The sequence below is a fragment of the Paenibacillus sp. FSL F4-0243 genome, from assembly GCF_037963295.1.
Classification (GTDB): domain Bacteria; phylum Bacillota; class Bacilli; order Paenibacillales; family Paenibacillaceae; genus Paenibacillus_AQ.
The window spans coordinates 5,533,477-5,546,214 of record NZ_CP150151.1; the positions used below are offsets into that span (position 1 = coordinate 5,533,477).

Here is a 12,738-nt window from a genome sequence, read left to right on the forward strand (position 1 = left end):
TACTTCCATTTTATGAAGCACGGAAGTCTCTTTAGAACAAGCCCGCCCAAGGTGGAGCACTTAAATACCACTAAATAAATAAATCCCACCCATAGATTTCTCTAGTGGTGGGACCGTTAATGCTTCTATAGTAAGATTGCTTGGTGCAGAATTAAGCCATACCGAAAAATTTCTTGAACTTCTTAAATGCTCCCGGTTTCCGATCAAGCTGCATTAGCGGCACAGCATCGCCTAAAATTCTACGAGCAATATTGCGGTAGGCAATAGCTGCTGACGAATCGGGATTCATAACTGTAGGCTCTCCACTATTTGCGGCCTTAATGACCAGTTCATCATCCGGAACAATTCCGATAAGATCAATATTCAACACCTGTAAAATATCCTCAATATCAAGCATATCCCCAGACTTCACAAGACCTGGGCGAATACGATTTACCACCAGCTTTGGCGATTCCACATGTGACTGCTCAAGCAGTCCGATAATACGATCCGCATCCCGCACAGCAGCATGCTCTGGTGTGGTAACCACGATCGCTTTATCCGCACCGGCAATCGCATTGCGGAAGCCATGTTCAATCCCTGCTGGACAATCAATCAAAATATATTCATATTCCTTCTTCAGTTCGAGAATAATATCTTTTACTTGTTCAGGAGTGACGGACGTTTTATCCTTCGTTTGAGCTGCGGGCAACATATACAACTCATCAAAGCGTTTGTCTTTAACGAGTGCTTGATTTAGGCGACAACGACCCTCCGCTACATCCACAAGATCATAAATAATACGATTCTCAAGCCCCATTACTACATCCAGATTACGCAGTCCAATGTCGGTATCGACGAGACATACTTTTTTACCCTGCAGTGCAAGTGCGGTTCCAATATTGGCTGTTGTGGTTGTTTTGCCAACTCCGCCTTTGCCCGAGGTTACGACTATCGCTTCTCCCATGGAGGCTACACCCCTTTAAACACATTTAAATCCTGACGTACTTTGACTAAATTATGAATTTTATCGATTTGCATAGCTCCGTTCGTTAAATATGCAAACTCCATACTGCTTTCTCGGGTTTCCCACTCATCGGGAGGACGACTGATAATATCAGCAATTCGCAGTTGTGTCGGAGACATTAATGAAGCAGCGATAATCGCCTCTTCATTTCCATCTACTCCAGCATGCGCCATACCTCTAAGTGATCCTAGAATATAGATATCGCCTGAACAGGTAATAGTTCCTCCTGGGTTCACATCCCCCAGATATAAAAGATTTCCATCATGGTGCAGCACCTGACCGGAACGAAGAATCCCGCTCATAAGAAACAACGCGTCATTATCCTCACTGCCGGGCACTGGAAGCGCCTCTATGGAACGAATCAGTAGATTTCCCTGTCCCTTCAGAATCTCCAGCACAGCTTCCTTATCTTCCTCAGTTACGGGACGATTGCCCAGCTTAATATCTACATGGACAATCGGTCCAGTCAAAATATTTTGATGGCTGTGCTCCAGCTTATAGCGAAGCTCGCTCAGAAGATCTTCGAAGGGACACTTGTCGTCTAGCAGGAATATCAGGCCATCCTTGATGCCCTTAATCCTTACATGCTTGGATTTTACTGTCATATGCCTGGCCCCCTATCCTCATTCATTCGTGCCGGGCCCCTTAAATTCCTGCTTTATTAAGAAAGAAAATAGAAGCTTCTTTATGCCGCTTCTTCCGTACTCTTCTCTTTCTTGATCAGCTCAAGCTGGCGTCGTAACGGTATGTAGAGGATCAGAGCAATAGCAAAATGAAAGAGCATCGTTGGTAGCATATGATTCAAAATAGCCCAGCTATAAGGCTCCTGATTGAGATTGAATACACTATAAATACCAAATAACACACTATCCTCTAGCAAGCTTCCGAGCAGAATCACAGTCATCATAAGAGGCAGTGGAGCACGCGGAATCTGAAACAGAAGGCCGATTAAATAAGCCGACAGACCCATCGCAAAAGAATGTGCTCCTAGAATTCTGCCATAAAAAACGACATCATGTAATAGTCCGAAAGTTAGGCCCAGTATAAGCGCTGTATGACGATGATGATATACAGCCACGAACAATAGCACAACGAACACAAGATTCGGAATAATTCGCATCTGCCATACATCTGGAATCAGCCAAGGCAGAATGGTTCCCTCCAGAATGAACAAGAGGAACAGTAACAGAACAAGAACAGATCTGCGCATATTCACTATTCAGCACGCTCCTCCGTAAAAACAACAATCAGCTGCTTCCAGTCTTGAAATTCTGCTGAAGGCTTAATCACTGCTGTGGAGGTTAATCCAAATTCACCAACCTCAACGCTTTCAACTGTACCGATGGTCAATCCTCGCGGATACAATCCCCCAATACCAGAAGAAACGATAACATCCTTCGGCGCAATAGGATCACCTGGCGGGATCTTGTTCATCAATAACTTGTTTGTCTTCGGATCATAGCTTTCAATCATACCAAAGGTTTTGCCCTCTTTGTTAATAGCGGTTGCCGCAATAGGCGGCTGAGAATTAGGGTCATTCGTATCCATCATGGTCATCAGCTTCACCGTAGAGGTGAAATTGCTGACTTGACTAATAACACCTACTAATCCATCAACCGAGATCACAGACATATTTGGTCTAACGCCATCTTTAGCACCTAAATCGATTACAATCGTACTATTGCTTGGTTCTGTTGTCTGACTAACCACCTGTGCAATATGGTATTGATATTTATACAATTCCTCCTGAGCTTTCGTGAACTTCAACTGTTCCTTTAACTGCTCATTTTCTACCTGAATGAAATTGTATTGCGCTTTATCACGTGCATATTGGGCGGCTAGAATCTTCAGCTGCTCATTTTCCTTAGAAAGATCTTTCAGATTTCCGATATCTTCAAACAAGCCCGCTACATATCCAGCGGGCTTGTAGAACATTTTTTGCACGAAACCAGTAGTATCTCTAAGAAAGTTCTCCGGCCAGGACAAGGAACTCCTTGATGCCAAGCTGAAGCCCATCACCACAATGAACAGCACCAGTGTAATCAACAGAATAAACAGACGTTTATTGCTTAAGAGTTTAAACAGTTTCAACACCCTCTAACAACAGTATTTCTCCCATAACAGGGGTTGACGTACACAAGTGGCAATACATAGGCTTATCTCTTAGAGCGAAGACTGGAACTGCTGCGACTCTTGAACAAATGGATATTATCAAGCGCCTTTCCTGTTCCAATCGCTACACAATCCAGAGGGTTTTCAGCGACAATAACTGGCATTCCAGTTTCACGCGCAAGCAGTTTATCCAAGTTACGAAGCAAGGCGCCTCCACCTGTCAAGACAATTCCGCGATCCATAATATCTGCTGCGAGCTCCGGTGGACATTTTTCCAAAGTTACTTTAACAGCTTCAATAATAGAACTCACTGTATCGGACAATGCTTCACAGATCTCATCAGAAGTAATTGTAAGAGTCTTTGGGAGGCCTGTAACGAGATCGCGTCCGCGAATTTCCATAGTCTCAGCTTTCTCAAGTGGCAAGGCAGAACCTACATCCATTTTAAGCTGTTCCGAAGTACGTTCACCAATCATCAGATTGTACTGACGTTTGATGTACTGAATGATGGACTCATCCGCTTCATCACCCGCAACACGTACGGAACGACTAGTAACAATACCGCCGAGTGAAATTACAGCAACTTCAGTAGTACCTCCGCCGATATCAACAACCATACTTCCTGTTGGCTCCCATACCGGTAGATCTGCACCAATCGCTGCAGCAAAAGGTTCCTCGATAATGTAAGCTTCGCGAGCACCAGCTTGTCTAGTAGCATCTTCTACGGCACGTTGCTCTACAGCAGTAATGCCGGATGGTACGCAGACCATTACATTAGGGTGACGTTGGAACATAGAACGTTGTTTCTGTGCTTGACGAATAAAATATTTTATCATCGTAGCCGTTGTGTCAAAATCAGCGATAACGCCATCCTTCATCGGACGGATCGCACGAATGTTTCCCGGTGTACGACCGATCATCTTTTTAGCGGATTCACCCACGGCTTCAATCGTCTTAGTGTCAGTGTTAATGGCTACAACGGAAGGCTCTCTTACAACGATCCCCTTACCGCGTACATAGACAAGCGTATTCGCTGTCCCCAAGTCAATTCCTAAATCTTTCGTAAAACTACCCAACATGCTAATTCTCCTTTTCCTAAGTAAATCTTCACATTTATATTACATGTGTCCTTTTTCTTTCAAGCTTACAAAGCTGCTATCACCGATAATTAGATGATCTAACACGTCAATCCCGACAATCTCGCCTGCCTGAAGCAGTCTTGAGGTCAAGGAGATATCCTCCGGACTAGGCGTTGGATCACCACTAGGATGATTATGTGCGCATATGATAGAGGCACTACTACATTTTATAGCTGCTCGGAATACCTCACGAGGATGAACAATCGAAGCATTAAGACTGCCCATAGACAACGTTTCTTGTCCTATCACATGATTCTTCGTATTCAGAAACAAGCAGACAAAATGCTCCTTCTGCAGATAACGCAATTGCTCAGTCAGTATCTCCGCAGCGTCCTCAGGACAACGGATAATGACCGGCATGTTAAACCTGGAGTTCGCAAGGCGCCTTCCAAGTTCGATGCCTGCTTTTAGTTGCACGGCCTTGGCAGGGCCGATACCTTTGATTTCGGTCAGTTCTTCGATGCTAAGGTCAACTAGCCCACGCAGGCCACCGATTTTCCCCAGCATCTGCTGTGCAATATGAATAGCCGATTCACGGCGTGTTCCCGTACGCAGCAGAATGGCTAACAACTCCGCTTGACTTAATGATTCCGCCCCATAATGCATCATGCGCTCTCTTGGTCGTTCTTCATGGGGGAGGTCCCGCAGCATTACTGATTGCGACTCCATCCCTATCCCTCTTTCCCAAGCTTCCTACCGGTTCAATACAGTTATACCGAACTCGGACAGCATTTCGCCAAGAAGCGACAGCGGCAATCCGACAACATTGAAATAACAGCCTTCAATTCGTTCCACCAAGGTGGAGCCAAGCCCTTGTATCGCATAAGAGCCAGCCTTATCAGCGGGCTCTCCCGTAGCTATATAAGCAATAATTTCATTCTCCGTCATTGCTCTCATCGTTACGGAAGTAACACGGTGCTCCACTATAGTCTTTCCATGCGGAAGTCCAATACAGGCTACACCCGTGTATACCTTATGATTCCGGCCCTGAAGTCTGGTAAGCATCGATTTACTGTCCAGCTCGTCCACCGGTTTGCCTAGCACAGTGTTATCTAGTACAACAATCGTATCACTACCAATAATTACTGCGTTACGCTCTCCTGCTGCAGCCACTACAGCCTCTGCTTTTCGCAGAGCCAAACTGCGCACGATTTGCTCCGGCGTAAGCTCCGGTGGTGTGCTTTCGTCCGCTTCGCTGGTAATGACCTCAAAAGGCAAGCCCAGTAAAGACAAAAGCTCTCGTCGACGCGGTGAACCTGAGGCTAAAATAATGTGTTGTGAGTTGTCCACGTTGTAAACGTCCCTTCTTGATCAGTAACGAGAGTTACAGTCTTCGGTACAGCCATACAGCTGTAATAATACCGACGAGACTTAGCATGCACAATTTCAAATGAATAGTGATGTCATAGGTTATGATGTCCAAATCGGCTCGCGGAGACCACTTAAGCACAGTCGATGTTGTTAGAAAAGAAAGAGCCTTTACCGGCTGCAGCAGCTTGGCGATCCAGGCTCCAGCCAGCCAGCCTAGAATTAGAAATAACAGCAGTGTTCCTACATTTTTCTTCTTCATCTCAGTCTTCCCTCGCCATTTTTTGACACCCTAATTATTATACGGTGAAATTGTGATCAATACAAACGTAAAATCCCTTACGGTAATGTTTACCACCATTTGCACTAAAAGTTGCGGAGCGATACCATCCTCCGTATCAATTATAGTTTAAGTTATATAGGGATAATTTCCTCTTTCGCGCCCAAACAGCAAGCCCCCACATCTGGAGGCTCGCTGTCTTTAATGTCAACAATCTATCAGTTAATTCATTGCAGTTAGCAGCTGTTTCTGGCTAGTCAAAAAGCTCAGCATCGATTCTTGCACTTCCCAAAGTAGACCCTGAGCCTTGTTCTTGTTATATTCACTCCAGGCTGATATCCCTTGGCTCATTGATTTCTCTAACGCTGCGCAAATGCTTTTGGCTTCAGGAGATACGCCTTGTTCCAGCACTTTTACTGCTTCACTCCATTGCAGATGGAGATCACTCATAGCGGGGGTATTTGCTGTCGTACTAGTTTGGCCAGCGCTAAGTAAAGAAGCAGATTGACTGCTTAGTTCACTGAGCAGCTGCCCACTCACGGAGAAATAGTCCTTCACTTCCTCTGCATTACCGGTATAGACAAGCTGTTCAGCCCCGGGAAGTGCCACCTCTCTCACATACAGCTCAATACCCTGATTCTTTAGTCCGCTGCTAAGTAGCTTGGCCTGTTCACGGTCGGATGATATTCCAGCATACACACGATTGCCGTCGGCAGGATCCATACCCGCGGCCAAACCTGCAGTTAACAGCTCCTGGCGAGCCTCTTCAGCGCCTGCAGGTGTACTGAATACTCCGTACTGCAGCAGATAATAGCTTTGCGCAGCTACTTGAACTGGGATGGTGTTCTTCCCTGCATTTTCAGTACCCGTCACTGGTAATCCTGATGTACCTACACCTGCCGGATCTTTAGCTCCACTGGACTGCACTGAAGTAGCCGCCATGTCTGCTGTCCCATTTCCAGAGCTGCTGTCCATATTCCCTCCGTAAAAGAAAGAAAGTGCAGCATAACCAAGCAGTACCCCTGTGCCGATGGCTCCCGTAACAGAAAGAGCTAATTTCCACCAATACGAAGGACGTCGAGTATGATAAGAGCCTCCGTAACTGCCAGAGGATACATTCTCTAATTTATCCCTGCTATCCGAAACCATATCTGACAGAAGGTACGATTGCTGTGTATATCTAAAATCCTTATCCTGTTCGTCCCATTCTTCCTGGCGTGGATCTACAGTACCCGAGTAATAGTCATAGGAATCTTCCGGTGGTGCCTCATGCGTGGAACGAAAATCAGGCTCATAAAGCCATGTTTGCTGTGCTGGACCTACCTCTTGACGCAGTCCCTCAGCGTACTCTTCAGCTGTGCCCAATCCGCCATTTGACCAGCGCTCCACCACTTTAGGCTTTGGTTTAGGCTCGTCCTTGTTCACGTCAAATCGGAATGTCATTCTTCCGTTATTCAACAGTTACACCTCACCTCATCTAATCTATAAGTAAATATATGATAGACAATAGAGAGATATGCTATTTTTAAGCCATAGGAATTATGAAAGATTATGCAGATTCAGTTTACATTACATGTACCTTTTATATACTATATAAAAAGAGCTAAAAGTGTACACTATACTAGGTAAGCTAGAAATGATGCTTTAGTTCACTACTGATTAGGAGGGCTTCTTCTGAAACAAAAAATTCAAGCAGCTATTGTAGGCTACGGAAATTTAGGAAAAGGTGTACGTAAGGCTATCAACCAAAGTGAAGATATTGAGCTAGTTGCGATCTTTACGCGCAGAGAACCTGGACAACTGGAAGCCGGAGAAGCCGGTGTGAAGTTCGAACATATCTCTGCCGTCGAACAATATAAGGGTAAAGTGGATGTTATGATTCTATGCGGAGGATCGGCTACCGATCTGCCAGAACAAACACCAGCCATTGCCCGGATGTTTAATACCGTGGACAGCTTTGATACTCATGCCAAAATCCCCGAGTTCTACGAGACCGTTGACGCCGCAGCTAAACAAGGTGGAACACTCAGCGTAATTTCTACTGGTTGGGATCCAGGCTTATTCTCAATGAATCGTCTGCTCGCTGAAGCTATTCTTCCACAAGGTAAAGAATACACCTTCTGGGGCAAAGGCGTTAGCCAAGGCCACTCCGATGCGATCCGCAGAGTAGATGGAGTTAAAGCTGGTGTACAATATACCGTTCCAGTACAAGAGGTTATTGAGGCCATTCGCGCTGGTGAAACACCAGAGCTTACCACTCGCCAAAAACACCTTAGAGAGTGTTTTGTAGTGGCTGAGGCAGGAGCAGATCAAGAACGCATTCGTGCAGAAATCGTGAACATGCCGAACTATTTTGCAGATTATGATACTACGGTTACTTTCATCACTGAAGAAGAATTGGCAGCTCAGCATAGCGGAATTCCGCACGGCGGGTTTGTTATTCGCAGTGGTGTAACAGGGGAAGGTACGAAGCAGATTGTTGAATTCGGCCTGAAGCTGGAGAGCAATCCAGAATTTACAGCTAGTGTTCTCGTGGCCTATGCCAGAGCCGCTCAGCGTATGAGTCAAGAAGGACAGAGTGGAGCGCGTACAGTATTCGATATTCCACTTGGAATGTTGTCTCCGAAATCTCCAGAAGAATTACGCCGCAACCTGCTGTAAAATCATACAAAAATGAAAAAAACCGCGTAGGACCCTAAAACGTCCTCGCGGGTTTTTTATATACTGCAGGCAGAGCCTTCTCGGGCGTACCTTTTACACAAGACTAAGAATCTTATTCTTCACATAATTCACTTCGTAATCCTTCAACAATGTGCGATGCGCCCGATCAGCAATAATCGTTGCCATCTCAGGATTCTTTAACAACGTTATTACGCTAGCAACAACATCAACTGAGGTATTAGCAAGCAAAATATTACGGTTATGCTCACAGTTCAATCGCTCGCATACTATAGAACTTGTAACCACCGGCGTTTTGAGTGCCCATGATTCCAGAATATTTCTGGAGACTTCACAACCTTCAAGGATCGGCACAAGAACCGCTTTAGCACGACGTATATAATCAGCAGACGGTTTCAAAGGTCCAGTGATAATAACTGATACATCATCCTTTACAAGCGACAATACATCCATATGAACCTCATGACTGGTGATGTAACACTTGATATCAGGCACTTGTTCTTTAATCAAAGGGTAGCTTTTCTTAAAGAAGTTTTGAGCAGCCTTAATCCCCTGTCTGGTGTTCATATTCCAGTGCAGAACCATTGAATTTTCTTTTGCAACAGGCTCAGTAAAAGCGTCGTATTCATTCATTTTTATGAAATGAGGAACAACATGAACTTTACGGGCATCCGCAAAGGATAGAGATTTGAATGAAAGGGCATCCCATTCCGAGGTGGCCAAGAGTACACCCGTTTTATTCATTAGTCTCCGCTTATTCCGCCGAACCAAAGCCTCATTTAGTTTATAATAAGGATTACTGCTGCTCGGCTTCCCAATTTCTTTTCCAACGGCAAGCCCGCTCTCAAAACGATACGTATCTGTAATAACACTGGCCTCAGGAAGCAGATTACGAACCATATCAATGCAATTTCCCAGCAAGCTATGCGATATAAATACATGTCTGTAATTATTCGATCTACAAAGTTCCATGATGGTACTCTTCATGTCTTTCTCCGCATGACTCCGATTAGTGAAATTCCGTAATATATGTAAGGGACGCAGCATAGATCTCCACGAGGTAATGCACCCGTTAATGTAATGAACCGTTAGTGCAGTTCCATCATTTGTAGACATATCCTTGTGCGTACTGGCATACGTCAGCAAATCAATATCAAATTTCCCTAGCAAAATCTCGAGAATACTCCCTGTTCTCATTTCTCCTTCTAGATCCTCTGCGCTTTGATTCTGTGCTGAAAGGAACAGCATTCTTTCTCGCATGACTCTGGCTCCTTGAATTTTTATATAAATTCTCTCTACTTATCACTGCAACTTTAGATGCAGTTCAATAGTAACTCATTTCACATAAAATTTTTGTCGATTTATAGGGAAACCTTTAAAATTTTTATATATTTTCATGCTTTATTCGAAAATCATTGCGATAAACCTATATATATCGCTATTTTTTTGAAGATTCAAGCAAAAAAACTACTTTTCCAGTAATACATGAACATGAATTTTCTATTCCAAAATTTTATACTCGTTAGGTATTCTGAACTATTCCCTATGCAAACAAAAAAGTGTCTTCCTCATCTAATGACGAAAGGAAGACACTTTTATATTTCATAGCTTCTAACAACGCAGTTCCGACCCTTTTTCTTAGCTTGATACAATGCATTATCACAAAGTTTGTAGAGATTATTTAGAGAAAAACGTTCACCCGATTCTATCGTAATGACTCCAATACTTATCGTGTAGTGCAGCGGTACGCCATGAATCATTGAACCTATAACAGCTGTGCGCATTCCTTCAGCAATAACATCACTACTCTTCTCATCGGCTCTGTGCAGGAGCACTGCGAACTCTTCTCCCCCAAATCTTCCGATCAGATCACCATGACCAAGCTGTTGCTCTATTTTAGACGCCAAATCAGTTAGGACTTGGTCACCTGTATTATGGCCGTAATTATCATTTATGCTCTTAAAGTGATCGACATCCAGCAGTAAAAAAGAATAGGGCAGCTTCTTCATCGCTGAAGCAGCTATTAAAGGCCGAGCACGCAGAACGAACGACCTGCGATTCAAAATACCGGTCAACTCATCATAAGTTGCTACCCGCTCCATTTCTGCAAAGGAATCTTCTCTATAAAGGAGCATAATTCCCGCGGTTCCTAGAAACATATACAAATAAATCCCGAGATAAAAAAACAAATAAAGAAATTGTGCAACTTGTGTATTGATTCCTAATACGGAATACAGCGGTTCTAAGGCTCTCCCCGCCAACGACAAGATGACAAGACAATATAGCAGTCCTATTATTATTTGTAGCGAAGTCTCCATGACCTTCAGACATAGTATATAAGCAGGATAGGCTATAATCAGAACTCCAGCCAGACAAGCGACTGGAATAAAGAGAGGATCCTTAGGCATCAACAAATACATAAGCACCACAACTAGAATGGATACTCCGAATAATATAGAATAATATCTCTCCACTTTGCTCCCGAATACTCTGAGAAGCATTAGAAGCGCCAAGCTTTCGAGCGTGCCTCCAGCCAATGCAAGAAGTGCTATGATTGGTAGACTAAGTGGTGTATCTATAAAATCCTTCAGTAATAAGAGGATCAAGGCTGCTAGTTGCAAATATTTTGCTGTGATAAACAATGAAGAAGTCTGTTCCTGCGGATAACGCAAACGATACACCACGATAAGCAGCACCGTGAACGATTGCCACAAAAAGAGACACACCAGCAGTGTCTGGAGATCCAGATGCATATAAGTGAAGTTCACCTCCCCTAGTATTCCTGACTCTCAGTATACATATCGGTATCTGATGACTCTATTTCTTCCCTCTTGTTTGGCCTGATATAATGCCTTGTCGCTTAGCTTGTACAACTTATTTATCGAAATCTCCTGATCTGGCATGATCGTAATTACACCTATACTAACTGTGTACCCCTGTTGAACCTTATTAGTGGAAGTATTCATTATCGCCTCACGAAGCGCTTCAGCTTTCTGGTCGCAGCTCTGCTCATCTACCCCACAGAGTATGACTGCGAATTCCTCGCCCCCTAGTCTGCCAAACAAATCGCCATTTCCGAGATTATCTTTAATCGTCGATGCGAACTCTTCCAGCACAATGTCACCGGTATCATGACCATAAGTATCGTTGACCTGTTTAAAATAATCCAAATCCAATAGCAAAAATGAGAAGTACTCCTGCGCCCGAAATGCCTTTTTAAGCTTTATCTCCGCTTCCTGAAGAAATGCTCCACGGTTTAGGATCCCCGTCAAATCATCATAACTGGCTATTCTTTTTAGTTTGACGAAGGAATGCTCATTTGAGAGAAGAATATAACCGGCAGCCCCTACGATAAATAATAAATACATCCCCAAATAATACAAATATTGCGTGAGATTTGTTGAGAACACATTCATCTCGGGCTCCCAAATCAATGCAACAAGCGCCCGCATCAGCATAATCGCTGCAAATACATAAAATAATACGCCTAATATTTTTTGAAGAGGGGTAGCCTTTTTATTCACAGTTAGATGATAAGCTGGATAAACTATAAATAGTATAGACCAAAGTGAAGTACAAGCGATGCGCAAGTTGGAATGATTAAAAAATAATGCGATGATACTAAAACTAATTATGCTCAATACCGAAAGGATGATGTAATATCGCTTTATTTTTGGCCCCAGTACTCCCATCATCAGCAGTAACGCTGTAATTTCTAGACAGCACCCTCCAAGGATCAGAGCATTGCTAAGCGGAATGGACAACGCATGAGGGAGATAATCCCATAATAAAACCGAACACCAAAAGAGTAGCTGCACTTCCTTTGATCGGATGAACAAGGTGGAGGCTGTATCTTTAACAGCGGTACTTCGATAATTGGTTATAAGCAGCAATATAAATAAATTTCCGAAAATAAACAAATAAATCAGTGTTCTAATTTCAAGCAGGGAGCTCATACGTCACCACCTATGCGAAAATATCCCCCCAAAGTGCGGCTTTGCTTCGATAACGTATTCAGGTACTTTGTGGGGATCCCAAATATACGTTGAAAAATCGATCCTCTTCTGACAGCACTATAGCACTTTATAACTATATCAGTAAATACGTTAACAATACCAAAAAAAACACTTCCCTCTAAACTCCCTTCAGATAAACACAAGGATTATCTGAACGAAATTTTGGGGAAGTGCTATTGAATAGAGAATATAAATATC

At 43.6% G+C, this 12,738-nt stretch carries 13 protein-coding genes; 1 reads left to right on the forward strand and 12 read right to left on the reverse strand.

Going from position 1 to position 12,738, the window contains the following annotated elements; genetic code table 11:
- Positions 1-151: 151 nt before the first annotated feature.
- The 9 genes from minD to NSS87_RS24725 all read right to left on the reverse strand — a co-directional run bounded on the left by minD (position 152) and on the right by NSS87_RS24725 (position 7,303).
- Positions 152-946 (reverse strand): septum site-determining protein MinD, encoded by a 795-nt coding sequence (gene minD, locus NSS87_RS24685; protein ID WP_042130573.1) that lies wholly within the window; start codon positions 944-946, stop codon positions 152-154.
- Between the two features lie 5 nt (positions 947-951).
- On the reverse strand, positions 952-1,611 hold the full coding sequence (gene minC, locus NSS87_RS24690; RefSeq protein WP_042191171.1) for a septum site-determining protein MinC: 660 nt from the start codon (positions 1,609-1,611) through the stop codon (positions 952-954).
- 80 nt (positions 1,612-1,691) lie between these two features.
- The gene (gene mreD / locus NSS87_RS24695) at positions 1,692-2,222 is read right to left on the reverse strand and encodes a rod shape-determining protein MreD (RefSeq protein WP_081383060.1); all 531 of its coding nucleotides are present in this window, start codon (positions 2,220-2,222) and stop codon (positions 1,692-1,694) included.
- Positions 2,222-3,100: a rod shape-determining protein MreC gene (gene mreC, locus NSS87_RS24700; RefSeq protein ID WP_042191173.1), complete on the reverse strand. Its 879-nt coding sequence runs from the start codon at positions 3,098-3,100 to the stop codon at positions 2,222-2,224. Before mreC ends, mreD begins: the two co-directional genes overlap by 1 nt.
- 62 nt (positions 3,101-3,162) lie before the next feature.
- Positions 3,163-4,197 carry a rod shape-determining protein gene (locus NSS87_RS24705; RefSeq protein ID WP_042191174.1) on the reverse strand — a complete coding sequence of 345 codons (1,035 nt, stop codon included), beginning with the start codon at positions 4,195-4,197 and terminating at the stop codon, positions 3,163-3,165.
- 39 nt (positions 4,198-4,236) lie between these two features.
- A complete protein-coding gene (gene radC / locus NSS87_RS24710; protein ID WP_042191176.1) occupies positions 4,237-4,926 on the reverse strand; it encodes a DNA repair protein RadC in 690 nt (229 codons plus the stop codon).
- A gap of 24 nt (positions 4,927-4,950) precedes the next feature.
- Positions 4,951-5,547, reverse strand: a complete 597-nt coding sequence (locus NSS87_RS24715) for a Maf family protein (protein ID WP_339243287.1) — start codon at positions 5,545-5,547, stop codon at positions 4,951-4,953.
- Positions 5,548-5,581: 34 nt separating this feature from the next.
- The gene (locus tag NSS87_RS24720) at positions 5,582-5,827 is read right to left on the reverse strand and encodes a DUF4321 domain-containing protein (RefSeq protein ID WP_042191180.1); all 246 of its coding nucleotides are present in this window, start codon (positions 5,825-5,827) and stop codon (positions 5,582-5,584) included.
- Between the two features lie 240 nt (positions 5,828-6,067).
- On the reverse strand, positions 6,068-7,303 hold the full coding sequence (locus NSS87_RS24725) for an SPOR domain-containing protein (protein WP_339243288.1): 1,236 nt from the start codon (positions 7,301-7,303) through the stop codon (positions 6,068-6,070).
- Positions 7,304-7,519: 216 nt separating this feature from the next.
- On the opposite strand from NSS87_RS24725, the gene NSS87_RS24730 reads away from it, so the two are divergent.
- A complete protein-coding gene (locus NSS87_RS24730; protein ID WP_076286493.1) occupies positions 7,520-8,506 on the forward strand; it encodes a diaminopimelate dehydrogenase in 987 nt (328 codons plus the stop codon).
- A 93-nt stretch (positions 8,507-8,599) separates the two neighbouring features.
- On the opposite strand, the gene NSS87_RS24735 is transcribed toward NSS87_RS24730, so the two are convergent.
- From NSS87_RS24735 to NSS87_RS24745, 3 genes are all read right to left on the reverse strand, one after another.
- Positions 8,600-9,784 carry a glycosyltransferase gene (locus NSS87_RS24735; RefSeq protein ID WP_339243289.1) on the reverse strand — a complete coding sequence of 395 codons (1,185 nt, stop codon included), beginning with the start codon at positions 9,782-9,784 and terminating at the stop codon, positions 8,600-8,602.
- A gap of 335 nt (positions 9,785-10,119) precedes the next feature.
- Positions 10,120-11,277, reverse strand: a complete 1,158-nt coding sequence (locus tag NSS87_RS24740; protein ID WP_339243290.1) for a GGDEF domain-containing protein — start codon at positions 11,275-11,277, stop codon at positions 10,120-10,122.
- Between the two features lie 36 nt (positions 11,278-11,313).
- Positions 11,314-12,480, reverse strand: coding sequence for a GGDEF domain-containing protein (locus tag NSS87_RS24745; RefSeq protein ID WP_339243291.1), 1,167 nt, complete (start codon positions 12,478-12,480; stop codon positions 11,314-11,316).
- Positions 12,481-12,738: the final 258 nt, after the last annotated feature.